19 protein-coding genes are annotated in these 24543 nt (G+C 68.9%); 8 read left to right on the forward strand and 11 right to left on the reverse strand.

Features of this window, described 5'->3' with window-relative positions:
- Positions 1–37: 37 nt before the first annotated feature.
- From AC1Q7O_RS05595 to AC1Q7O_RS05605, 3 genes are read left to right on the forward strand one after another with little or no spacing between them, the layout of a single operon-like run.
- Entirely contained in the window at positions 38–712 is a 675-nt protein-coding gene (locus AC1Q7O_RS05595) for a glutathione S-transferase family protein (protein WP_492658181.1), read from the forward strand.
- Positions 681–1034, forward strand: coding sequence for an ArsR/SmtB family transcription factor (locus AC1Q7O_RS05600; RefSeq protein ID WP_492658180.1), 354 nt, complete (start codon positions 681–683; stop codon positions 1032–1034). The genes AC1Q7O_RS05595 and AC1Q7O_RS05600 overlap by 32 nt, the downstream gene beginning before the upstream one ends.
- A complete protein-coding gene (locus AC1Q7O_RS05605) occupies positions 1031–1489 on the forward strand; it encodes an SRPBCC family protein (RefSeq protein WP_492658179.1) in 459 nt (152 codons plus the stop codon). The genes AC1Q7O_RS05600 and AC1Q7O_RS05605 overlap by 4 nt, the downstream gene beginning before the upstream one ends.
- Positions 1490–1503: 14 nt before the next feature.
- Here the strand turns inward: AC1Q7O_RS05605 and purL are convergent, their stop codons facing one another.
- Positions 1504–5466, reverse strand: coding sequence for a phosphoribosylformylglycinamidine synthase (gene purL / locus AC1Q7O_RS05610; RefSeq protein ID WP_492658178.1), 3963 nt, complete (start codon positions 5464–5466; stop codon positions 1504–1506).
- Positions 5467–5801: 335 nt separating this feature from the next.
- Between purL and AC1Q7O_RS05615 the strand changes: the two genes are divergently transcribed.
- The 4 genes from AC1Q7O_RS05615 (at position 5802) to AC1Q7O_RS05630 (ending at position 12106) form a co-directional block, all read left to right on the forward strand.
- The gene (locus AC1Q7O_RS05615; RefSeq protein WP_492658177.1) at positions 5802–7730 is read left to right on the forward strand and encodes a DUF5666 domain-containing protein; all 1929 of its coding nucleotides are present in this window, start codon (positions 5802–5804) and stop codon (positions 7728–7730) included.
- A gap of 192 nt (positions 7731–7922) precedes the next feature.
- Positions 7923–8420, forward strand: coding sequence for a gluconokinase (locus tag AC1Q7O_RS05620; RefSeq protein ID WP_492658176.1), 498 nt, complete (start codon positions 7923–7925; stop codon positions 8418–8420).
- Positions 8421–8424: 4 nt separating this feature from the next.
- The gene (locus AC1Q7O_RS05625; RefSeq protein WP_492658175.1) at positions 8425–9771 is read left to right on the forward strand and encodes an MFS transporter; all 1347 of its coding nucleotides are present in this window, start codon (positions 8425–8427) and stop codon (positions 9769–9771) included.
- 4 nt (positions 9772–9775) lie between these two features.
- Positions 9776–12106 (forward strand): GH36-type glycosyl hydrolase domain-containing protein, encoded by a 2331-nt coding sequence (locus AC1Q7O_RS05630; protein WP_492658174.1) that lies wholly within the window; start codon positions 9776–9778, stop codon positions 12104–12106.
- Here AC1Q7O_RS05630 and gntR read toward each other — a convergent pair.
- Positions 12098–13144, reverse strand: a complete 1047-nt coding sequence (gene gntR, locus AC1Q7O_RS05635) for an HTH-type transcriptional regulator GntR (protein WP_492658173.1) — start codon at positions 13142–13144, stop codon at positions 12098–12100. The genes AC1Q7O_RS05630 and gntR overlap by 9 nt on opposite strands.
- 217 nt (positions 13145–13361) lie before the next feature.
- On the opposite strand from gntR, the gene AC1Q7O_RS05640 reads away from it, so the two are divergent.
- Complete coding sequence (locus AC1Q7O_RS05640) at positions 13362–16307, forward strand: TonB-dependent receptor plug domain-containing protein (protein WP_492658172.1); 2946 nt, start codon at positions 13362–13364, stop codon at positions 16305–16307.
- A gap of 143 nt (positions 16308–16450) precedes the next feature.
- Here the strand turns inward: AC1Q7O_RS05640 and AC1Q7O_RS05645 are convergent, their stop codons facing one another.
- From AC1Q7O_RS05645 to AC1Q7O_RS05685, 9 genes are all read right to left on the reverse strand, one after another.
- The gene (locus tag AC1Q7O_RS05645) at positions 16451–17764 is read right to left on the reverse strand and encodes a TRZ/ATZ family hydrolase (protein WP_492658171.1); all 1314 of its coding nucleotides are present in this window, start codon (positions 17762–17764) and stop codon (positions 16451–16453) included.
- A 21-nt stretch (positions 17765–17785) separates the two neighbouring features.
- On the reverse strand, positions 17786–18703 hold the full coding sequence (locus AC1Q7O_RS05650; protein ID WP_492658170.1) for a ribokinase: 918 nt from the start codon (positions 18701–18703) through the stop codon (positions 17786–17788).
- A 73-nt stretch (positions 18704–18776) separates the two neighbouring features.
- Entirely contained in the window at positions 18777–20087 is a 1311-nt protein-coding gene (gltA, locus tag AC1Q7O_RS05655; protein WP_492658169.1) for a citrate synthase, read from the reverse strand.
- A gap of 33 nt (positions 20088–20120) precedes the next feature.
- Positions 20121–20372 carry an FAD assembly factor SdhE gene (locus AC1Q7O_RS05660; RefSeq protein WP_492658168.1) on the reverse strand — a complete coding sequence of 84 codons (252 nt, stop codon included), beginning with the start codon at positions 20370–20372 and terminating at the stop codon, positions 20121–20123.
- Positions 20373–20397: 25 nt separating this feature from the next.
- Positions 20398–21099 (reverse strand): succinate dehydrogenase iron-sulfur subunit, encoded by a 702-nt coding sequence (locus tag AC1Q7O_RS05665; protein ID WP_477894740.1) that lies wholly within the window; start codon positions 21097–21099, stop codon positions 20398–20400.
- Positions 21100–21127: 28 nt separating this feature from the next.
- A complete protein-coding gene (gene sdhA / locus AC1Q7O_RS05670) occupies positions 21128–22918 on the reverse strand; it encodes a succinate dehydrogenase flavoprotein subunit (protein ID WP_492658167.1) in 1791 nt (596 codons plus the stop codon).
- A complete protein-coding gene (sdhD, locus tag AC1Q7O_RS05675; RefSeq protein WP_492658166.1) occupies positions 22918–23277 on the reverse strand; it encodes a succinate dehydrogenase, hydrophobic membrane anchor protein in 360 nt (119 codons plus the stop codon). The genes sdhA and sdhD overlap by 1 nt, the downstream gene beginning before the upstream one ends.
- A gap of 25 nt (positions 23278–23302) precedes the next feature.
- Positions 23303–23731, reverse strand: coding sequence for a succinate dehydrogenase, cytochrome b556 subunit (gene sdhC, locus AC1Q7O_RS05680; protein WP_492658165.1), 429 nt, complete (start codon positions 23729–23731; stop codon positions 23303–23305).
- A gap of 93 nt (positions 23732–23824) precedes the next feature.
- Positions 23825–24541 carry a GntR family transcriptional regulator gene (locus AC1Q7O_RS05685; protein ID WP_492658164.1) on the reverse strand — a complete coding sequence of 239 codons (717 nt, stop codon included), beginning with the start codon at positions 24539–24541 and terminating at the stop codon, positions 23825–23827.
- Positions 24542–24543 lie beyond the last annotated feature (2 nt).

Here is a 24543-nt window from a genome sequence, read left to right on the forward strand (position 1 = left end):
TGAAATACTTAGCCCACCAAGAAACTGAAAGGCGGGCATGGCCCTCACGCTGCACTACCACCCGCTGTCCTCGTATTGCTGGAAGCTGCTGATCGCGCTGTACGAGAACGGTGCGCCGTTCGACGCCCGCGTCGTCAATCTCGGCGACCCGGCCGCGCGCGCCGCCTACGCAGCGTTGTGGCCAACGGCCAAGATCCCGCTGCTGGTCGACGGCGACCGCGTGGTGCCCGAGACATCGATCCAGATCGAATACCTGGACCACCACCACCCCGGCGCGCTGCGCCTGCTGCCCGAGGGCTTCGAAGCGCAACTGGAAGTCCGCCTCTGGGACCGCGTCTTCGACCTGCACGTGATGACGCCCATGCAGCGTTTCATCGCCCAGCAACTGCGCCCGCCAGTCGAGCGCGACGCCGCCACGCAGGCCGCCGCCATCGACGAGCTGGGGTTGGCTTACGACCTCATCGAAAGCCGCCTGGGTGACCGCACCTGGGCCGCAGGCGACGCCTTCTCGATGGCCGACTGCGCCGCCGCGCCAGCGCTGTTCTACGCCGCCGTCGTGCGGCCGTTCTCGGCGGAGCACGTCAAGCTCGGTGCCTACTTCGAGCGCTTGTTGGCACGCCCGTCAGTCTGGCGCTGCATCGTCGAAGCCCGCCCCGTCTTCCAGTACTACCCGCTGCGCCATGCCCTCCCCGCTCGCTTCCTCGCCGACTGAGCCGCTGGACCGGCTCTTCGCCGCGCTGGCCGACGGCAACCGCCGCGCGATGGTCGACCAACTCAGCCGCGGCCCGGCCTCGATGTCCGACCTCGCACGGCCACTGGACATCGCGCTGCCCTCCGCGCTCAAGCACCTCGCCGTGCTGGAGGCAGGTGGCCTGGTCGAGTCCGACAAGGTCGGCCGCGTGCGCACCTACCGCATCGCGCCGGATGCCTTCAATGCGCTGGAAGCCTGGGTGGCCGGGCGCAAGGCGATGTGGCACCGGCAGTTCGACGCCCTCGACGCGCTGCTCGCAGAACAGGACGAGGCGCGGCCATGACGACGACTTCCGCCGCCCACACCAGCTTCGTCCTGGACCGCCACTTCAAGGCCTCGGCCCGCCGCGTCTTCGCGGCCTGGGCCGACCCGGCCACCAAGCTGCGCTGGAACGACTGTCACGCCGACATGAACGCTACCGAGTTCAGCATGGACTTCCGCCCCGGCGGGCAGGAGATCTACCGCAGCCGCCTGCCGGACGGTACCCCGCTGGCCGTCGACAAGGTCTTCCTCGACATCGTCGAGAACGCACGCATCGTCTTCGCCTATTCGATGGCGTTCGACGGCCGAGCGCTGTCGGCCTCGCTGGTCACGGTGGAATTCGCGGACACGCCGAACGGGTCGATGCTGAAGCTCACCGAACAGCTCGCCTACCTCGACGGTCACAGGGACGTCGAGCAACGCCGCCGAGGCACCGAAGAGGGCCTCGACCGGCTGCTGCTCGAAGTGGACGCGTAGGGCCTGTTCGCCCGTCAGCCCAGCGCCTTGCGCGCGTTCTGGAACATCTTCAGCCACGCGCTGTACTGCGCTCGGTCGCCCGAGGTCCAGCTCATCTGCACGTTGCGGAACACGCGCTCCGGGTGCGGCATCAGCGCCGTGAAGCGGCCGTCGGCCGTCGTCACGCTGGTCAGGCCGCCCGGGCTGCCGTTCGGGTTGAACGGGTAGGCCTCGGTGGCCTGGCCGTGGTTGTCGACGAAGCGCATCGCGGCAATGACCTGACTCGCATCACCCTGGCGGGCGAAGTTCGCAAAGCCTTCGCCGTGGGCCACGGCGATCGGCGAGCGCGTGCCGGCCATGTCCTTGAAGAACACGCTGGGCGACTCCAGCACTTCCACCAGCGCCAGGCGGGCTTCGTACTGCTCGCTCTGGTTGCGCGTGAAGCGCGGCCAGGCCTCGGCGCCCGGGATGATGGGCGCGAGCGCGGCCAGCATCTGGCAGCCGTTGCAGACGCCCAGCGCCAGCGTGTCGGAGCGCGAGAAGAACGCGCGGAACTGCTCGGTCAGCACCGGGTTGAACATGATGCTGCGCGCCCAGCCTTCGCCGGCACCCAGCGTGTCGCCGTAGCTGAAGCCGCCGCAGGCGACGAAGGCCGCGAAGCCGTCCAGCTTGACCGCGCCCGACTGCAGGTCGCTCATGTGCACGTCGAAGCTGTCGAAGCCGCCCAGCGACATCGCGTAGGCCATCTCGACGTGCGAGTTCACGCCCTGCTCGCGCAGGATGGCGACCTTCGGTCTAGCGCCGGTCGACACGAACGGCGCCTCCGGCGTGAACGTCAGGTGGACATGCAAGCCGGGATCGTCGGCCTTGCCGGCGGCGGCATGCTCGGCATCGGCGCCAGCCGGGTTGTCGCGCAGCTTGGCGATGCGCCAGCTCACCTCGTCCCAGGTCTGCTGCAGCGAGGTCATATCAGCAGCGAAGATCTTCTTGGCATCGCGCCAGACTTCCATCTGCCGCGCCGCGTTGGGCTTGGCGACGACGTGCGAGTGCTTGGACAGGCCATGCGCACGCAGCACCTGCATGACCGCATCGCGGTCGGCGGCGCGGACCTGGATCAGCGCGCCCAGCTCCTCGGCGAACAGCGCACGCAGCGTCAGCTCATCGCGGCGGCCGCTGACCTGGGCGGCCCAGTTCTTCGAGTCGCCCGTGTCGGCGCGGCTGTCGCTGATGCCGTCGCCTTCAGTGACCAGCATGTCGATGTTCAGGCTCAGGCCGGTCTGACCGGCGAAGGCCATCTCGCAGGCCGCCGCCCACAGGCCGCCATCGGAGCGGTCGTGGTAGGCCAGCAGCTTGCCGGCGGCGCGCAGTTCGTTGATCGCGTTGACCAGCGACACCAGCAGCTGCGGGTCGTCCAGGTCCGGCACGTCGGCGCCGAACTGGTTCAGCGTCTGCGCCAGGATGGAGCCGGCCAAGCGGTGCTTGCCCTGGCCCAGGTCGATCAGGATGGCGCACGAGTCTTCACGCTGCCACTCCGGCGTCAGCGTGTCGCGCACGTCGGCAATGCTGGCGAAGGCCGTGACGATCAGCGACACCGGCGCGGTGACCTGGTGGTCGTCCCACTTCGTGCGCATCGACAAGGAGTCCTTGCCGACCGGAATCGAGATGCCCAAAGCGGGGCACAGCTCCATGCCGACGGTCTTCACGGTGTCGAACAGCGCGGCGTCCTCGCCGGCTTCGCCGCAGGCGGCCATCCAGTTGGCGCTGAGCTTCACGCGCGGCAGCTCGAACGGCGCGGCCAGCAGGTTGGTGATGGCCTCGGCCACCGCCATGCGGCCCGACGCCGGGGCGTTGACGGCGGCCAGCGGCGTGCGCTCACCCATGCTCATGGCCTCGCCGGCAAAGCCCTTGAAGTCGGCCAGCGTGACGGCGCAGTCCGCCACCGGCACCTGCCAGGGGCCCACCATCTGGTCGCGGTGGTTCAGGCCGCCCACGGTGCGGTCGCCGATGGTGACGAGGAAGCGCTTGTTGGCGACCGTCGGGTGGCGCAGCACGTCGAAGGCGGCCGTTTCCAGCTTCACACCGGTCAGGTCCAGCGTGCCGCCGTCGCGGGCCACGCGGGTCACGTCGCGGTGCGTCTTGGGCGGCTTGCCCAGCAGCACGTCCATCGGCATGTCGATGGGGTGGTCGTCGCCGGCCAGGTCGTCGACGAGTTTCAGTTCACGCTCTTCGGTCGTCACGCCGACGACGGCGAACGGGCAGCGCTCGCGCTCGCAGAAGGCCTTGAACTGGTCGAGGCTCTCCGGCGCGATGGCCAGCACGTAGCGCTCCTGGCTCTCGTTGCACCAGATTTCCTTCGGGGCCAGGCCCGACTCTTCGAGCGGCACCTTGCGCAGGTCGAAGCGCGCACCGCGGCCGGCGTCGTTCACCAGCTCGGGGAAGGCGTTGGAGATGCCGCCCGCGCCGACGTCGTGGATGGCCAGCACCGGGTTCTCGGCGCCCAGGCCCCAGCAGTGGTTGATGACCTCCTGCGCACGACGCTCGATTTCCGGGTTGCCGCGCTGCACGGAGTCGAAGTCAAGATCGGCCGTGTTCGTGCCCGCCGCCATCGACGACGCGGCGCCGCCGCCCATGCCGATGCGCATGCCGGGGCCGCCGAGCTGGATCAGCAGCGTGCCGGCGGGGAACTCGATCTTCTTCGTCAGGTCCGAGCGGATGGTGCCCAGGCCGCCGGCGATCATGATGGGCTTGTGATAGCCGCGGCGCACGCCGGCCACCGTCTGCTCGAAGACACGGAAGTAGCCCGCCAGGTTCGGGCGGCCGAACTCGTTGTTGAACGCGGCGCCGCCCAACGGGCCGTCGATCATGATGTCCAGCGCGCTGGCGATATGCGCCGGCTTGCCGACGGGGTTCTGCTCCCAGGGCTCGCTCAGGCCCGGCAGGTGCAGGTTGGACACCGAGAAGCCCGTCAGGCCCGCCTTCGGGCGGGAGCCGCGGCCGGTGGCGCCTTCATCACGGATCTCGCCACCGGCACCGGTGGACGCGCCCGGGTGGGGCGAGATGGCCGTTGGGTGGTTGTGCGTCTCCACCTTCATCAGCACCTGGGCCTGCTCGGGGCGGGCCACGTAGGCGGCCCCAGCCTGCGGCGCCGGCATCCAGCGCTCGATCGCATGGCCTTCCATGACGGCGGCGTTGTCCGAGTAGGCGATGACCGTGTGCTGCGGGTGCAGCTTCTCGGTGTTGCGGATCATGCCGAACAGGCTCAGCGGCTGCGCCTCACCGTCCACCGTGAACGACGCGTTGAAGATCTTGTGCCGGCAGTGCTCGCTGTTGGCCTGCGCGAACATCATCAGCTCGACGTCGCTGGGGTTGCGGCCCAGCTTCTTGAAGTTGGTCTCCAGGTAGTCGATCTCGTCGCCCGACAGCGCCAGGCCGAACTCGACGTTGGCCTGCTCCAGCGCGGCGCGGCCGGCGCCCAGCACGTCCAAGCGCAACAGCGGCTCGGCGGTGCGTTCGTCGAACAGGTGCCTGGTGTCGTCACGGCTGAAGCAGGCCGACTCGGTCATGCGGTCGTGCAGCAGCACGGCGCAGGCGTTCAGCTCGTCGGCGCTCAGCGGCTTGGCGCCACCGAGCAGGCCGCTCTTGGTCGTGATGCGGTACTCGACGACGCGTTCGACGCGCTTCAGGTTCAAGCCGCAGTTGCGCGCGATGTCGGTGGCCTTGGAGGCCCAGGGGCTGACCGTGCCGAAGCGCGGCGTGACGACGACGAGGTCGCCGGCGGCGTCGGCCGTGGCCGGCTCGCCGTAGGTCAGCAGCGCGGCGAAGCGCTCGCGGGCCTCGGCATCAAGCGGCGCGTCCGTCCAGACCCAGTGCACGGCCCGGGCGCTGACGCCGGTGATGCGCGTGCTGACCTCCTGCAGCCTGGCCAGCAAGGCCTGGGCGCGGAAATCGGAAAGAGCGTTGCCGCCCTCGAAATGGGTCAGATGCGGGGTCAGGGCCATGGAATCCGGGGAGGCTGGGCGCGGGCGGGCGCGCGGTTCTCGGAAATGCTCGGCCCCAACGGCGAGGGGCAGCGTGCGCAAGCGCGGGATTCTACTGAGGGACGGACGGCAGCGCCCCGGCGACGAGCGGAAAACACCGCCGCCACCGCTCATGCGGCCCAGGCTGCCGCCGGTCGAACACCCCCCGCCGTTCGTGACTTTGCGCACACGCGGCCGCGCTCCACGGCAACAACTCGACACAGCTGGACAGCCAGCCAACAGCCTGCGTCGTCAGACTGATTTCACGGGTTGCGAGGGGCGCCCGGACCCGGCTCAACACATCAAAGGCAGTTCAGATGAGACAACTCAAGCAACGCTTCCACTGGGCGCTGTGCGCCACCACCTGCGCACTCAGCACGGCCGTGCTGGTGGCCTGCGGTGGCGGCGGCGCCGGTGACACGGCCACGCAGGCGCCCGCGGCGCCCTCGCCCAGCGCACCCAGCGCCAGCATGGCCTCGGTGGTGGATGGCACCATCACCGGCTTCGGCAGCGTCGTCATCGACGGCCAGCGCTTCGACGACAGCCTGGCCAAGGTGGCCTTCGCCAACCGCCCCGACGCACAGACCGCCGGCACGCTGGGTGACCTGCGCACCGGCATGCGCGTGCAGGGCGAGCTGAAGGACGGCGTGCTGCAGAACCTCGTCGTGAACTTCGCGCTGGCCGGCACCGTCGGCGCCGTGGACGCGGCGGCCGGCACGCTGGTCGTGTTCGGCCAGACCATCAAGACCACGGCGACCGGCCAGTTGCCCACCGTCTTCGACGGCTTCAATGCCTTGAGCCAGATGGCCGTGGGTGACCTCGTGAAGGTCAGCGGCACGGTGGCCGGCGACGGCAGCATCACCGCCACGCGCATCGAGCGCAAGGCCAAGGACGGCACCGAGGTGTTCCGCCTCAGCGGCGCCGTGCAGGGGCTGGACACGACGGCCAGGACGTTCGCACTGGCCGGCAACAGCAGCGCGACGGTCAGCTATGCCGACGCCAAGCTGCTGCCCACCGGCGCCGTCATCGAGAACGGCAAGCTGGTCAGCGTCGTCGCCACGGCGGCGCCGACGGTCAGCGGCGGCAAGACCGTGCTGGCGGCCAGCGTCGTCGAGGTCAAGGCGCGCAAGCTGCCCGATTCGTCGGACACGACGGTGGGCGGGCCCATCAACGACTTCAAGAGCCTCGGCAGCCTGCGCATCGGTGACGTCGTCGTCGACGCCAGCACCGCCACGCTGAAGGAGGGCACGCAGGCGGCCGACATCGCCAACGGCGCGCAGGCGCTGGCGCACGGCGTCATCAAGGACGGCGCGATGAAGGCCGACTGGCTGAAGGTGTTCAAGAACGACACGGCCATCAAGGCGCTGCTGATCGGCCAGATCACCGACTACGTGTCGCTGGCCAACTTCACGCTGCGCGACACGGTGGTGGACGCCAGCGCCGCAAAGTTCATCAAGGGCAGCGCGGCCGACGTGGCCGCCGGGGCCTGGGTGCAGGTCACGGGCCAGCTGACGCCCACGGGCGTGAAGGCCAGTGAGATCACCGTGCAGCCGCCGCCCGCCGACAAGCCGCAGCGCCTGGCCGGCGCCATCACGGCCGTGGACGCCGCCGCTAAGCGCTTCACGCTGCTGGGCACGCCGGTGGCCTGGGGAGATGCCACCAAGGTCAGCCCCGACGGCAAGTCGCTGGCCAACCTGGCCACCGGCGTGACGGTCAGCGTGGAGGGCACGTACTCGGCCAGCAGCGGCGTCTTCACCGCCACCGCCGTCACCGTCGTCAACACCACCGGCGTGGTCAAGACGCTGGGTTTCGCCGGCATCGCCTTCAACGTGACGGGCGACAGCCTGCAGATCGGCAGCTACACGGTGGTGGTGACGCCCAACACCCAGCTGCTGCCCGCCGGCACCAAGCTGGCCGATCTGGTGAACGGCTCGCGGCTGAGCCTCAAGGTCAGCGTCACCGGCAGCGACGGCGCCATCCGGCTGACCGCGATCAGCATCGAGCTGCAGAAGCCCGAGAAGGACGACGCCGGCAGCGAGGTCGTCTACTTGGCCGGCCTCGTGAATGACTTCGTCAGCAGCGCCAGCTTCAAGGTTGGCAGCCAGAAGGTGGATGCATCCGGCAGCGGCGTGAAGTTCATCGACGGCGACGCGGCCAAGCTGGCCAACGGCGCCAAGGTGGAGATCAAGGGCACGGTGAAGGACGGCGTGCTCGTCGCCAAGCAGGTGCACTTCATGCCGGGCTGATCGGCGCCCGCGCCCTGCCCCGCAAGCCCGGGCCGTTCGCGGCGCCGGGCTTTTTTCTTTTCCGCCCGAGCGCGGCAGCGGGAAAGTACGGACCGCCCCAACGCCGGGTCAGCATGTAGGATAGCGCTATCCAGCAAACATCGATGGGCCTGCGCCACCGCACGCAGCCCGTCCCCGCCGCCTGCCGCCTCCATGACCCAGCCCGCCCTCGCTTCCCTCGTCGTCATGGGCGTTGCCGGCTGCGGCAAATCCACGCTGGCTGCTGCCGCCGCCGAGCGCCTGGCGCGCACCTGGGTGGAGGGCGACCTGCTGCACACCGAGGCCAGCCGCGACAAGATGGCCCGCGGCGAGCCGCTGACCGACGCCGACCGCGCCAGCTGGCTGGCCAGCCTGTGCGACAGGCTGCGGCAGCGGCCCGGCGTCATCGTCACCTGCTCGGCGCTGAAACGGGCCTACCGCGAGCAGCTGCGCCAAGCCTCGCCGGGGCTGCGCTTCGCGTTCCTGGAGATCACGCCCGCCGAGGCCGCGCACCGCGTGCGCACCCGCGGCGGGCACTTCTTCGCGGCTAGCCTCATCGACAGCCAGTTCGACACGCTGGAGTCCCCCGTCGGCGAGCCCGGCGTGCTGCGGCTGGACGCGACGGCGCCGCCGACCACGCTTACCGCCCAGGTCTGCGACTGGATGCGCTGACGCCATGACCCCGACCCGCCTGCGCAAGCGCGAGATCGTCGGCTACGGCCTGGGCGACATGGGGTTCAACTTCTACTGGACCAACATCTCGACCTTCCTGCTGATCTTCTACACGGACGTGTTCGGCATCACCGCGGCGGCGGCCGCCACGATGCTGTTCGTCGTGAAGATCTTCAACGCCTTCACCGACCCGCTGATCGGCGCCTTCGCCGACCGCACGCAGACGCGCTGGGGCAAGTTCCGCCCCTACCTGCTGTTCGTGCCGCTGCCGCTGGCCGCGATCGCCACGCTGGCCTATTCCACGCCGGACCTCGGCCCCACGGGCAAGCTGGTCTGGGCGTACGCGACCTACCTGGTGCTGATGACCGTCTACACCAGCGTGAACCTGCCGTACAGCGCGCTGTCGGGCGTTCTCACGGGCGATGCGCGCGAGCGCAACGCGGTGAACGCATCACGCTTCGTCTGCGGCTTTCTCGGCGGCATGGTCGTCACCGCGGCCACGCCGCGACTGGTGCAGGCGCTGGGCGGCGGCGATGCCGCACTGGGCTGGACACTGACGATGGCGCTCTGGGGCACGGCCGCCGCCGTCATCTTCGCCATCACGTTTGCCTCCACCCGCGAGCGCGTGCAGCCCGCACGGGCGGCGCCCTCCAGCGTGCGCCAGGACCTGGCCGACCTGCGCAGCAACAAGCCGTGGATCCTGCTGTTCCTGCTGGCGCTCATCATCATGGTCAGCATCACGCTGCGCATGACCAGCGCGGCTTACTACTTCAAGTACGTCGTCAACCGGCCCGAGCTGCTGGCCACCTTCGTGCCGGCCTACCTGCTGGCCGCCGCCGCCGGCACGGCGCTGACGCCGTTCCTGGCCCGCGTCGTCGACAAGCGCCGGCTGATGATCGGCCTGATGCTGGCGTCCACCGTGCTGTCGGCCGCGTTCCTGTTCGTCGACGCCAGCCAGATCTGGCTGATGTACGCGCTGCAGATCGCGCTGGGCCTGGTGCTGGGGCCGAAGTCGCCGCTGAACTTCTCCATGCTGGCCGACGCTGCCGACTTCAACGAATGGCGCAACGGCCGCCGCGCCACGGCCATGACCTTCGCCGCCAGCTCCTTCGCGCAGAAGCTGGGCACCGCGGTGGCGGTGGGCGTCATCGGCACGCTGTTCACGACGCTGGGCTATGTGCCCAACGCCGCGCAGTCGGCCGAGTCGCAGGCGGGCATCGTCTGGCTGATGTCGGTCATCCCCGCGGCGTTCACGGGCCTGGCGGCGGTGCTGATGATGTTCTACACGCTGGACAACCCGACCATGGCCCGCATCCAGCGCGACCTGGCCGCGCGCCAGCCCTCCCCTTGACACCATGATTCACCACCACGACGACGGCGCCCGCTGCGAGCTGACCAGCCCCACCGCCCTGCCGCTGGCCGGCGGCTTCCTGTGGAACCGCCGCCTGATGATCCAGGTCACCTGCCGCGGCTACGCCACCGCGCAGCACATGCAGCCCGAGCCGGCCAAGTACGCGCACGCGCCCAACCTGGAGGCCAAGACCTTCATGCAGCCGGAGCAGGCCTACTACGCCCACCACCCCGGCCGCTTTGTCTACGTGAAGGACGAGGACACGGGCGAGCTGTTCTCAGCACCGTACGAGCCGGTACGCGCACCGGTGGACCGCTTCAGCTTCACCGCCGGCGTGCACGACCTGGCCTGGACCGTGGAACACCTGGGCGTGCGCGTGGAGCTGCGCCTGGGCCTGCCCACCGACGACGCGGTGGAGCTGTGGGGGCTGCGCGTCACCGACCTGTCCGGCCGGCCGCGCCGGCTCAGCGTCGTGCCCTACTTCCCCATCGGCTACATGTCGTGGATGAACCAGTCCGCCGAGTGGCGGGCCGACCTGGGCGGCATCGTCGCCAGCAGCGTGACGCCCTACCAGAAGGTCGCGGACCACTTCAAGAACCTGCACCTCAAGGACAAGACCTACTTCCTCTGCGAGCGCACGCCTGATGCCTGGGAAGCCAGCCAGGCCGCGTTCGAGGGCGAAGGCGGCCTGCACAACCCCAGCGCGCTCCAGGCGAAACAGTTGGCCGGCGGCGATGCCCGCTACGAGACGCCCGCGGCCTGCGTGCAGTACCGGCTGGCGCTGGCGCCGCACCAGAGCGAGTTCTACCGCTTCGCTTTCGGCCCCGCGCTGGACGATGCCGAGATTGCGCAGGTGCGCGACACCTACCTCAGCGAGGCCGGCTTCGCCAGCACCCGCGCGGCCTACGCCGACTACATCGCCCGCGGCCGCGGTGGCCTGCGCATCACCACGCCCGACGCCGCCTTCGACCGCTTCGTGAACCACTGGCTGCCGCGCCAGGTCTTCTATCACGGTGACGTCAACCGCCTCAGCACCGACCCGCAGACGCGCAACTACCTGCAGGACAACCTGGGGCTGGCCTACATCGCGCCGGCCGTCACACGCGGCGCGCTGCTGCATGCACTGGGCCAGCAGCGCGACAACGGCGCCATGCCGGACGGCATCCTGCTCATCGAAGGCGCCGAGCTGAAATACATCAACCAGGTGCCGCACACCGACCACTGCGTGTGGCTGCCGGTGTGCCTGCAGGCCTACCTGGACGAGACCGCGGACTTCGCGCTGCTGGACGAGGTGGTGAACGGCCTGACCGTAGCGCAGCGCCTGGACGCCGCGATGGCCTGGCTGCAACAGGACCGCGACGCCCGCGGCCTGAGCTACATCGCCCAGGGCGACTGGTGCGACCCGATGAACATGGTGGGCTACCAGGGCCGCGGCGTGTCCGGCTGGCTGACGGTGGCCGCGGCCTTTGCGATGAAGCTGTGGGCCGGCCTCAGCGCCGACGCGGGCCGCGCCGAAGCCGCCACGCGCTGGCGCGCCGCCGCGCAAGAGCTCAACGACGCCGCCAACCGCCACCTGTGGGACGGCGACTGGTTCGCCCGCGGCATCACCGACGACGGCGTGATCTTCGGCGTCAAGGCCGACACCGAAGGCCGCCTCTACCTGAACCCGCAGTCCTGGGCCATGCTCAGCGGCGCGGCCGACGACGCACAGCGCGCGAAGATGCTCGCCGCCATCGAGGCCCAGCTGGAGACGCCGCACGGCGTGGCGATGTTCAACCCGCCGTACAGCCGCATGCGCGACGACGTGGGCCGCGTCACGCAGAAGCACCCGGGCTCGGCCGAGAACGGCGCCGTCTACAACCACGCGGCCAGCTTCTACGTGCACGCGCTGTACGACGCCGGCGAGGCCGACCGCGCCTGGCGCGCGCTGCGCGCGATGGTGCCGGGGCCGGACGAGGCCGACCTGCTGCGGCGCGGCCAGCTGCCGGTCTTCATCCCGAACTACTACCGCGGCGCGCATCGCGAGTTCCCGCGCACCGCGGGCCGCTCCAGCCAGCTGTTCAACACCGGCACCGCGGCCTGGGCCTACCGCAGCGTCATCGAAGGGCTGTGCGGCCTGCGCGGCTGCGCGCAGGGGCTGCTCGTGAAGCCGCAGCTGCCGTCGGGCTGGGACCGGCTGAGCGCCACCCGCGAGTTCCGCGGCGCGCACTTCGAGCTGCAGGTGCGCCGCACCGGCCGCTCACGCGTGCTGCTGGACGGCACGCCGCTGGCCGACGCACTGGTGCGCGACATCCAGCCCGGCCGCAGCTACCGGCTGGACGTGGAACTAGGCTGACGCCCGCTTGACCACCTGGAAGCCCAGGTCCACGTTGGGCTGCTCCACCGCCTCGCCGCGCATCAGCTTCATCAGCATCTGCGCCGCCTGCTCGCCGATCTCGCGGCGCGGCGTGGCCACGGTGGTCAGCGGCGGCAGCATCTGGTCGCTGCCGGGCAGGTCGTTGAAGCCGGCGATGGCCACGCGCCCCGGCACGTCCACACCCAGCCGCAGCGCGGCCAGCAGCGCGCCCTGGGCCAGGTCGTCGTTGCAGAAGAAGATCGCATCGGTGTCGGGCGCCTCGCGCAGCACGCGCGCCAGCATCTCGCCGCCCAGCGCCATGGACGACGGTTCCGGGCTCAGCAGCTTGTGGACTCGCTCGCCCAGGCCGGCCTGCGCCAGCGCGTCGGCATAGCCCTCGCCGCGCTCCAGCGTGCGCGGGTCCAGCTGGGCAGCCACGTAGGCGATGTGGCGCCGGCCGCCGTCCAGCAGATGCTGCGTGATGGCCCGCCCGGCGTCGCGCTGCGAGAAGCCCACGCTGTGGCTGCCGGGCTCCGCCAGCACCTCCATCACGTGCACGCAAGGCACGCCGCTGCCTTCGATCATCGCGGTGGCCGCCGGGCTGCGGTCGCGCCCGGTGACGATGAGGCCCGCAGGCCGGTGCGCCAGAAAGCTGCGCAGCACCGCCTCCTCCTCGCCCGCGTCGTAGTGCGTCACGCCGATCAGCGTCTGGTAACCGGCCGGCACCAGGCTGGTCTGCACGGCGTCCAGCAACTCGACGAACAAGGTGTTGCTGAGCTTCGGAATAAGCACCGCCACGTGCGAGCTGCGCGCCGAGGCCAGCGCGCGGGCGGCCGGGTCGGGCACGTAACCGAGCGCGGTCGCCGCGGCCTGCACGCGCTCGCAGAGCTCCTTCGCCACGGCGCGCTCGCCGCGCAGCGCCCGGGAGACGGTGATGGGGCTGACGCCGGCCTCGCGCGCCACGTCGGCCAGCGTCACGCGGCCGGTGGCCCGGGTTCGTCGTGCAGGCGCGGCGGAATCGGGGTGGCGTGGGGGCATCACTAGATGGTATCCCCGATACCGGCGGGGAGATTCGACTCCTAGGATAGCGCAATCCCATTCTGAAACCGGCCGTACCCGGCGGACAGTCTCAGGCGGGAAGGCGCGCGCGTCGCGCGGGCAAAAAGGTGGCCGACCCCATTTTTTTAACCCGATCGGACAGCGCTATCCAATTCATGACAACAAGCGGCACGGTGCCGCCACCCAGGAGACTTCCATGCACACCCCCGGCCATCGCACCCTCATCCATCTCGCCGCCCTGGGCGCCTGCGCCAGCTTCGCGCTGGCGGCCCGGGCGCAGGACGCCGCGCCCGAGGCCCCGGCCGATGCCGCCTCGGCCAGCGCCTCCAACGTGCTGAGCCCCGTCGTCGTGTCCGGCTCGCGCATCTCCGCGCGCGGCTTCACGCAGCCCACGCCGACGACCCGCATGGTGGCCGCCGACCTGGACAAGCTCGCCAAACCCAACCTGTTCAACGCCATCGCCGAGCTGCCCGCGCTGCAAGGCAGCACGGGCCGCACCACCAGCACCAACAGCACCAGCTCCGGCATCCAGGGCCTCAGCTCGCTGAGCCTGCGCGGCCTGGGCCCCATCCGCACGCTGACGCTGATCGACGGCCAGCGCGTCGTCGGCGCCAACGTGACCGGCGTCACCGACGTCAGCCAGTTCCCGCAGCTGCTGGTCAAGCAGGTGGACGTCGTGACCGGTGGCGCGTCGGCCTCGTACGGCTCGGATGCCGTCGGCGGTGTCGTCAACTTCATCACCGACAAGCGCTTCACCGGTTTCAAGGCCAACGTCGAGGCCGGCCAGACGAACTACGGCGACGACGAGAACGCCACGCTGCAGGCCGCCTGGGGCCGTGGCTTCCTGGACGGCCGTGCGCACCTGACGGCCAGCGTCGAATACAACCGCGAGCGCGGCGTGCCCTCCCCCCGCTTCGGCGGCGCCGGCGCCAACGGCCGCACCTGGTTCAGGAACCCGGCCTTCCAGGTGCGCCCCATCGCGCAGACCACCGACGGCAAGCCGCAGTACACCTTCATCGAGGACGCCCAGCAGTTCCAGTACGCCAAGTACGGCCTCATCACCAACGGCCCGCTGCAGGGCACGGCCTTCGGCAAGGACGGCGTGCCCTTCCAGTTCCAATACGGCTCGAACGGCGTACCCACGAAGACCGGCGCCGTCACCGGCTGCGTGACGCCGTTCTGCGTCGGCGGCGACCTCAGCGGCACGGTGGGCGGCGGCACCACGCTGGGCATGAACATGACCCGCCAGGTGGCCTACACGCGCGGCAGCCTCGAGGTGACGCCAGACCACGAGGTCTTCTTCAGCCTGAACTACGGCAAGGTCGACTCGCTGTTCACGCCCAACCCCGGCGCAGCCAAGAACGACAACCTGACCATCCAGTGCGACAACCCCTTCCTGCCGGCATCCATCGTCACCGCCTGCGCCGCCAACAACATCACCAGCTTCAAGTACGGCACGGCCAACGCGGTCTTCCCCAAGGACATCGAGGTCAACCCGGTGCGCACGCAGGCCCGTGCGGTGGTGGGCGCCAACGGCCGCTTCGAGATGCTGGGCAAGGACTGGACGTATGACGCCTACGCCAGCCACGGCCAGAACACCATCGACATCCGCGTCGCCAACATGTCGCTGAACGCGCGCTACAACGCCGCCATCGACGCCATCCGCGGCCCCAACAACACCATCATCTGCCGCAACCCGGCGGCCGTCGCGGCGGGCTGCGTGCCGCTGAACATCATCGGCGACGTGCCCGCCAACCCGGCCGCCATGGCCTACATCGAGCCCGCCAACGGCCCGCGCCAGCAATCGCGCCAGCGCCAGTCGGTCGCCAGCTTCAGCGTCAACGGCGAGCCGTTCTCGCTATGGGCCGGCCCCGTGGCCGTCGCCTTCGGCGCCGAGGCGCGCCGGGAGCAGTACTACGTCATCGGCGACCCCTACGGCAACGGCGTCTCCACGGCCACGCCCAACACGCCGGAGTACCCGGCCGACCCGCTGCTCAACACCGCCATCGGCAACAACTGGTACGCCGGCAACTATCACAACGCCGAGGGCAGCTACAACGTCAAGGAAGGCTTCCTAGAGCTGAACCTGCCGCTGTTCAAGTCGGCCAGCCTGGGCGAGGCCAACGTCAACATGGCCGGCCGCCACACGCGCTACAGCACCTCGGGCAGCGTCGACAGCTGGAAGCTTGGCTCCACGTGGAAGACCGGCGTGGACGGCCTGCGCCTGCGCGCGGTCACGTCCCGTGACGTGCGCGCCCCCAACCTCAGCGAGCTGTTCGCAGCGCCGCTGGTCGTCAACAACACCGTCAACTCCGGCGGCACGACGCTCACCGTCCAGCAGCGCACCATCGGCAACACCAAGCTGCGCCCCGAGATCGCCCGCAACACCACGCTCGGCCTGGTGCTGACGCAGCCGAAATGGGCGCCGGGCTTCAGCGCCTCAGTCGACTACTTCGACATCAAGGTCAACGACGTCATCTCCTCGCTGAACGCGCAGCAGGAGGTGGACCTCTGCGCCGCCGGCAACCAGGAGATCTGCGCCGCCATGGACCTCGTCAGCGCCACCAAGTACGTGACGCTGCAGGCCTTCAACCTCGCCTCCATGCGCAACAAGGGCTGGGACCTGGAGGCCCTGTACCGCTTCAACCTCGGCAGCGTGGGCCTGCCCGGCAGCCTCACGCTGCGCGGCCTGGCCACGCACACGCAGACCTTCAAGACCAACTCCGGCGTCGTCGGCACCATCCCCACCGAGGCGGCCGGCGTGAACCTCGGCAACACGCCGAAGTGGAAGGGCCAGTTCTCGCAGTCGTGGGAGACCGACACGGCCAGCTTCACCGTGTCGCAGCGCTGGATCAGCGACGGCGTCTACAGCCACGAGTTCATCGAGTGCCAGACCAACTGCCCGGTGTCCACCGTCACACGCGCCACCATCCTGAACAACCAGATGAAGGGCGCGTTCTATTGGGACATCGGCGGCTCGTACAAGGTCAACAAGACCGTGTCGGTCTACTTCAAGATCGACAACCTGACCGACGTGGACCCGGTGGCCGCGCCGCAGACGGGCACCGGCTACGGCATCAACCCGTTCCTGTACGACGTGCTGGGGCGGCAGTACCGCGTAGGCGCTCGATTGAACTTCTGACCCAGCCGAGGGACGAGCGCCGGGCCGCCCCAAGCCGGCCCGCGGGCGATGTGCTTGCGGCTCAACGCCGCAAGCATCGCCGCCCCCTCGGGGGGCCGCTCAGGCTCGCCCGCGTTCAGCGTGGCGAGACTGGGCGAGGGGCATCATTTCGCGGCGCGCATGCGGCCGACAACGTCGCGGACTTCAGCAAGCAGTGCCGGCACGTCGATGGTTGTCGGCTGGCGCTCCTTCAGCACCTGGCGGCCGCCCACCCAGACGTTGCTGACGTGCTCGCGGCCGGCCACGTAGACCAGCTGCGCGGCGGCGTTGTAGACGGGCTGGCATTCCAGGCTGTCCAGCGACACGGCCACGACGTCGGCCAGCTTGCCCACTTCCAGCGAGCCCAGGTCGTCGGCGCGGCCCATGGCCTTGGCGGCACGGATCGTCGCCATCTCCAGCGCCGTGCGCGCCGAGGCCACCGTCGGATCGCCGGTGATGCCCTTGGCCAGCAGCGCCGCCGAGCGGATCTCACCGAACATGTCCAGCCGGTTGTTGGACGCGGCGCCATCGGTGCCGAGGATGGTATTGACGCCGGCAGCTTCCAGCGCCTTCAGGGGCATCACGCCCGACGCCAGCTTCAGGTTGGAGTTGGGGTTGTGCACCAGGTGCACGCCCTTCTTCGCCATCAGCTCGATTTCCGCCTCGTTCAGGTGGACCATGTGCACGGCAATCATCCGCTCGCTGAACAGGCCCAGCTTGTCCAGCCGCTCGATGGGGCGCACGCCGTGGGCCTTGATGCCGTCGGACACCTCACCCGCCGTCTCGTGGATGTGGCAGTGCATCTGGATGTCCAGCTTCTCGGCCAGATCGCGCAGCTTGATGAAGGTCTCGTCCGACACCGTGTAGGGCGCGTGCGGCGCGCTGGTCCAGTCGAGCAGCTTCTCGCCCTTGTACTGCTCGTAGGCAGCCACGCCCTTGGCGATGTAGTCGTCCGGGCCCGACGCGTAACCGGTCGGGAAGTCGATGACGTTCATCGACACGGCGGCGCGCACGCCCGAGTCCACCGCCGCGCGGGCCATCGCGGTCGGGAAGAAGTACATGTCGTTGATGTACGTCGTGCCGCTGCGCAGGCCTTCGGCGGCCGCGAGCTTGGAGCCGAGATAGGTCCAGGCCTCGCTGACCCACTGCTTCTCCAGCGGCCAGATGTGGTTCTGCAGCCAATCCATCAGCGGCACGTCGTCGGCCACGCCGCGCAGCAGCGTCATGGCGGAGTGCGCATGGGCGTTGATGAGGCCGGGGATGAGGATCTGCTCGGGCAGGTCCACGCGCGTGGCCTGCGGGTACTTCGCCAGCAGTTCGGCGTGGGTGCCGATGGCGGCGATGCGCTCGCCGTCGATCAGCAGGCCGTGGTGTTCCAGCGTGTCTTCGCCGGCCTTCATCGTCAGCAGCCAGCGGGGCAGCAGCAGGGTCTGGGACATCTCTCGTTCTCCTTGTGGGATTCAGTTCTTGAGCAGTTGCTCGACTTCGGCTCGACGCGGCATCGCATCCTGCACGCCGGCGCGCGACACGGCAATGGCGGCCGCAGCCTGGGCGAAGGCCAGCGCCTGCTCGACCGCCTGGCCCTCGGCCAGCGCGGTGACGAGGCCGCCCACCAGCGTGTCGCCCGCGCCGACGGTGTCGACCGCCTTCACCTCGCGGGCCGGCACGCGGCGCACGCCCTGGGCATCGACCCAGCACAGGCCGTCGGCCCCCAGCGACACCAGCACCGCGGCCGGCCCCTTGGCGCGCAGCGCCTGCGCCAGCGCCTCGGGCCCGGCCACGCCGCCGCCCAGTGTGGTCACCAGTGCCTGCGCCTCCAGCGCGTTGACGACCAGCAGGTCCACCAGCGGCAGCAGCACCTCGCAGCCGGGTCGGTAGGGCGCAGCGTTCAGAAGCGTCTTCACACCGGCCGCGCGGGCGCGCTCGAACGCGCGGGCCACGCTCTCCAGCGGCAACTCCTGCTGCGCGATGAGCCAGCGCAGGCTGGCCAGTTCCAGCGCCTCCACCTGCGCCAGCGGCAGCGTGCCGTTGGAGCCCGCCACGGTGACGATCTGGTTCTCGGCATCCTCGGCGCCGACAACGATGAGCGCCACGCCCGGCACTTCATCGGCGGGCTGGGCGACGAAGCGTGTGTCGACGCCCTCGCCCTTCAGCTGCGCCACCATCGCCGCCCCGTTCTCCTTTAGCCCCACGCGCGCGGCCAGCGCCACCTTGGCGCCGAGTCGTGCCGCAGCCACCGCCTGGTTGGCACCCTTGCCGCCCAGGCATGAGCCAAACCGCTGGCCGCGCAGCGTCTCACCCGGCAGCGGCAGGCGCGGCGCATGCACGATCAGATCGCGGTTGACGCTGCCCAGCACGAGGATCTCGGGAACGGTCATCAGGACTCCAAAATGAAAAACCCCTCGGGGGTGACCGAGGGGTTCGCGTGAGGCGCCGAACGCCGCTCAGCGATCAGCGCTGGCCGATGGGCTTCACGTCGCGCGGCGCGGCGCCGACGAACAGCTGGCGCGGGCGGCCGATCTTGTACTCGGGGTCGCCGATCATCTCATTGAGCTGGGCGATCCAGCCGACCGTGCGGGCCAGCGCGAAGATGGCGGTGAACAGCGGCACGGGGATGCCGATGGCGCGCTGCACGATGCCCGAGTAGAAGTCCACGTTCGGGTAGAGCTTGCGGGCGACGAAGTACTCGTCTTCCAGCGCGATCTTTTCCAGCTTCATGGCCAGCTCGAACAGCGGGTCGTTCTGCAGGCCCAGCTCGTTCAGGACTTCGTGGCAGGTCTCGCGCATCAGCTTGGCGCGCGGGTCGTAGTTCTTGTAGACCCGGTGGCCGAAGCCCATCAGCTTGACGCCGGAGTTCTTGTCCTTGACCTTGCCGATGAAGTCGCCGATGCGGGCCACGCCACCGTTCTTCTGGATGTCGCCCAGCATGTTCAGGCAGGCCTCGTTGGCGCCGCCGTGCGCGGGGCCCCACAGGCAGGCCACGCCGGCCGCGATGGCCGCGAACGGGTTGGTGCCCGACGAGCCGCACAGGCGCACGGTCGACGTCGACGCGTTCTGCTCGTGGTCCGCGTGCAGCGTGAAGATGCGGTCCATCGCGCGCACCAGCACGTCGTTGGGCTTGTACTCCTCGCACGGCGTGGCAAACATCATCCGCATGAAGTTGCCTGCGTAGCTCAGGTCGTTCTTCGGGTAGATGTAGGGCTGGCCGATCGTGTACTTGTAGGCCATGGCCACGAGCGTGGGCATCTTGGCGATCAGGCGGATCGCCGCGATCTCGCGGTGCTCGGGGTTATTGATGTCGGTGCTGTCGTGATAGAAAGCCGACATCGCGCCCACCAGGCCCGTCATGACGGCCATCGGGTGGGCGTCACGGCGGAAGCCGCGCAGGAAGAACTGCATCTGCTCGTTGACCATCGTGTGGTGCATCACGCGGTCTTCGAAGCTGGCCTTCTGGCTCTCGTTCGGCAGCTCTCCGTACAGCAGCAGGTAGCAGGTCTCGAGGTAGTCGCAGTTCACCGCGAGCTGCTCGATGGGGTAGCCGCGGTACAGCAGTTCGCCCTTGTCACCGTCGATGTAGGTGATCGTGGAGTTGCACGACGCCGTCGACAGGAAGCCGGGGTCGTAGGTGAACTTGCCGGTCTGGCCGTAGAGCTTGCGGATGTCGATGACATCCGGGCCGATGCTGCCCTTGTACAGCGGCAGGTCCATCGAGGGGCTGCCGTCGGAGAACGACAGGGTTGCTTTGACGTCGGACGGGGTCATGGTGCAGTCCTTTGGGTTTTAAAAGCGATTCGATCAGGTACGCAGTTCGGTCAGAACCTCGCGCACCGCAGCGGTGTCGATTTCACCACTGGGTTCCTTGCGGCACAGCAGCAGGTCGAGAAGGTCGTTGTCGGCCAGGTCCATCAGCGCCGTGAGGCCTTCGGCCTCGGTGACGCTGACCTGCTCGCCCTTGCGGGTGAAGAAGCGATCGATGAAGAGATCGTTCTCGAGCAGGCCCCGACGGCAGCGCCAGCGCAGCTTGGACAGCGCGCGTTCATCGATCATCGGAGCAGCCACGGCACTCATCCCGTCAGACCGCGCGGCGGACCATCAGTTCCTTGATCTTGCCGATGGCCTTCGTGGGGTTCAGGCCCTTGGGGCAGACGTCCACGCAGTTCATGATGGTGTGGCAACGGAACAGGCGGTACGGGTCTTCGAGGTTGTCCAGGCGCTCGGCGGTGGCTTCGTCGCGGCTGTCGGCGATGAAGCGGTAGGCCTGCAGCAGGCCGGCCGGGCCGACGAACTTGTCGGGGTTCCACCAGAAGCTCGGGCAGCTCGTGGAGCAGCTCGCGCACAGGATGCACTCGTACAGGCCGTTGAGCTCATCACGCTCCTCGGGCGACTGCAGCCGCTCGGTGTCGGGCGGGATGTTGTCGTTGACGAGGTAGGGCTTGATCGAGTGGTACTGCTTGAAGAACTGCGTCATGTCGACGATCAGGTCGCGCACGACGGGCAGGCCAGGCAGCGGCTTGAGCACGATGGTGCCCGGCAGCGTGCGCATGTTCGTCAGGCAGGCCAGGCCGTTCTTGCCGTTGATGTTCATGGCGTCGGAGCCACAAACGCCCTCGCGGCAGGAGCGACGGAAGGACAGGCTGGGATCGACGGCCTTGAGCTTGTTCAGGGCGTCCAGCAGCATGCGCTCGGAGCCGTCCAGCTCGACCTCGAGGGTCTGCATGTAGGGCTTGGCATCCTTGTCCGGGTCGTAGCGGTAAATCTGGAAGGTGCGCTTCATGGTCTTGGTGTCCTGGGGCGGCCGGTCGTCAGAAGGTGCGAACCTTCGGCGGGACCGATTCAACGGTGAGCGGCTTGAGGTTCACGGGCTTGTAGTCCAGGCGGTTGCCTTCGGAGTACCACAGCGTGTGCTTCATCCACTCTTCGTCGTTGCGGCCGTTCGGGTGGGCCGGGGTGTCGCCGTAGTCGTTCACGGTGTGGGCGCCGCGGCTTTCCTTGCGGGCGGCGGCCGAGACGATCGTGGCCTGGGCGGCCTCGATCAGGTTCTCGACTTCCAGCGCCTCGATGCGGGCCGTGTTGAAGACCTTGGACTTGTCCTTCAGCGTGATGTTCTTCACGCGCTGGGCAATCTCGGCGATCTTGGTCACACCCTCGTCGAGCATGGCCTGCGTGCGGAACACGCCGGCGTGCTGCTGCATCGCGGCGCGCAGGTCGTTGGCGACGTCTTGTGCGTACTCGCCGCTGGTGCTGCCATCGAGGCGGGCCAGGCGGGCGAGCGAGCGGTCGGCGGCATCGGCCGGCAGGGCCTTGTGCGAGCGCTTGCCGAGGTCGGCAGCCACGAGGTGGTTGCCGGCGGCGCGGCCGAACACGAGCAGGTCGAGCAGCGAGTTCGTGCCCAGGCGGTTGGCGCCGTGCACGCTCACGCAGGCGCATTCGCCGACAGCGTAGAGGCCGTTGATGATTTCGTTGGCATTGCCGTTCTTCGGCGCCACCACCTGACCGTGGATGTTGGTGGGGATGCCACCCATCTGGTAGTGGATGGTCGGCACCACGGGGATCGGCTCCTTCGTGATGTCGACGTTCGCGAAGTTGTGGCCGATCTCCAGCACCGACGGCAGACGCTTGGCGATGGTGTCCGCGCCCAGGTGGGTCATGTCGAGGTTGATGTAGTCCTTGTTGGGACCGCAGCCGCGACCTTCCTTGATTTCCTGGTCCATGCAGCGCGAGACGAAGTCACGCGGGGCCAGGTCCTTCAGCGTGGGGGCATAGCGTTCCATGAAGCGCTCGCCATTGGCATTGCGCAGGATGGCGCCTTCGCCACGGCAGCCTTCGGTCAGCAACACGCCGGCGTTGTGCACACCGGTCGGGTGGAACTGCCAGAACTCCATGTCTTCCAGCGGGATGCCGGCACGCGCCGCCATGCCCAGGCCGTCACCGGTGTTGATGAAGGCATTGGTGGAGGCCGCGAAGATGCGACCGGCGCCACCGGTGGCCAGCAGGACGGTCTTGCCCTGCAGGATGTGCACCTCACCGGTTTCCATTTCCAGGGCCGTCACGCCGACCACGTCGCCTTCGGCGTCGCGGATCAGGTCCAGCGCCATCCATTCGACGAAGAACTGCGTGCGGGCCTTGACGTTCTGCTGGTACAGCGTGTGCAGCATCGCGTGACCGGTGCGGTCGGCCGCGGCGCAGGCGCGCTGCACGGGCTTTTCACCGTAGTTGGCGGTGTGGCCGCCGAACGGGCGCTGGTAGATGGTGCCGTCGGCATTGCGGTCGAAGGGCATGCCGAAGTGCTCAAGCTCGTACACGACCTTGGGCGCTTCACGGCACATGAACTCGATGGCGTCCTGGTCACCCAGCCAGTCGGAGCCCTTGACGGTGTCGTAGAAGTGGTAGTGCCAGTTGTCCTCGCTCATGTTGCCGAGCGACGCACCGATGCCACCCTGCGCCGCCACCGTGTGCGAGCGGGTCGGGAAGACTTTGGACAGCACGGCCACGTTCAGGCCGGCACGCGCCAGCTGCAGCGAGGCGCGCATGCCGGAGCCACCGGCCCCGACGATGACCACGTCGAACTTGCGGGTCGAAATCTTTGCCGTCATCACAGTCTCCACAGCACCTGGATCGCCCAGCCGGCACAGCCGAGCAACCACACGATCGAAAACACTTGCAGCGCCAGCCGGATGCCGACCGGCTGGACGTAGTCCATCCAGATGTCGCGCACGCCCACCCACGCGTGGTAGGTCAGCGACAGGATGGCGACGAAGGTCAGGACCTTCATCCACTGCGGGGCGAACACGCCCGCCCAGTGGTCATAGCCCAGTTCACCGGGCATCAGGAAGCGCGCCAGCACGGCGACGGTGAACAGGGCCATCAGCACGGCGGTGATGCGCTGGGCCAGCCAGTCCCGCAGTCCGTAGTGCGCGCCAACGACCAGGCGCTTGGAGCCGAAAGTGCTCATTGTTGTTGTCCTTCTGGAATGAGGCTCAGTACAGGCCGAACAGCTTGGCGCCCAGCACCAGCGTCAGCGCGATGCTCAGGGCCAGCGTGACGACCGCCGAGCTGTGGCCCTGGGCCTTGCTGACGCTGTGCGTCGCGTCCATCCACAGGTGGCGCACGCCGGCGATGAAGTGGTGCAGATAGGCCCACAGCAGGCCCAGCACGACCAGTTTCACGAGCCAGGCCGGCAAGCCGGCAACGCCCGCGACGAACACGTTCGTGAAGCCGTCGTAGGAGATCTCCGAGCTCAGGCTCGAATCCAGCATCCAGACCACGAAGGGCAGCAGCAGGAACATCACCACACCGCTGACGCGGTGCAGGATGGACACGATGCCCGCGGGCGGGAGTCGGTAGCTGACGATCTGCGTGACGTGAATATTTCGGTATACGGGTCTTGTCTTTGCGCTGTCCGCCATGGTCGAGCCTGCGTAATCGGGGTGAAACCAAACGATTCTAGGGCCAACCCTTGACCCCACGCAGCGTCATGCTGCACTGCGCCATCGTCAACTTCAGTTCAGTTCGTTGCTGTAGTGATCCGAGCTGGTGTAGTAGAGACCGCGCCTGAGTTCGACCGGCCGGTCACCGTAGGTGTAGGCCAGCCGCTCCACGCACAGCAGCGGCTCGCCCTCGCCGACCTGCAGCAGCGCCGCCACCTCCGGCGTGGCAGCAACGGCGCGCAGCTTCTCCTCCGCCCGCACCATGTGCACGCCGAAACGCGCCTCGAACAGCGCATACAGCGTGCCCGGGTGTTGCGCGAGCACGTCCGCGCTGAGCCCCTCGAAATGCCGCTCGGGAAGCCACAGTTCATCAAGCACGACGGGTCGGTCGCGCCGATGCAGCAGCCGGCGGACCTCGATGACGGGCTCCGCCGCGCGCAGCCCCAGCGCATGGGCGATCGCGGCTGTCGCGCGCATGCGACGGCAGCCCAGCAATTCGCGCGTGAAGCCGCGCTCGCCGTCGTCGGCCACCAGACGCAGGAAACGGAACTGCTGGCGCGGCGCCGAATGCGTGGAAACGAACGTGCCGCTGCCCTGGCGGCGCTCGACGAGGTTCTCGGCCGTCAGCTCGTCCAGCGCGCGGCGCACGGTGCCGGGGCTGGCGCCGAAGCGCTGGGCCAGCGCCGCCTCGCTGGGCAGCGCGTCGCCGGGCCGCCACTCCCCCGCGGCCAGCGCGGCAACGATGAGCTGGCGGATCTGTTCGTACAGCGGCGCGGGGGTCTTGGGCATGG

The sequence above is a fragment of the Roseateles sp. GW823-FHT07B05 genome, assembly GCF_058794515.1.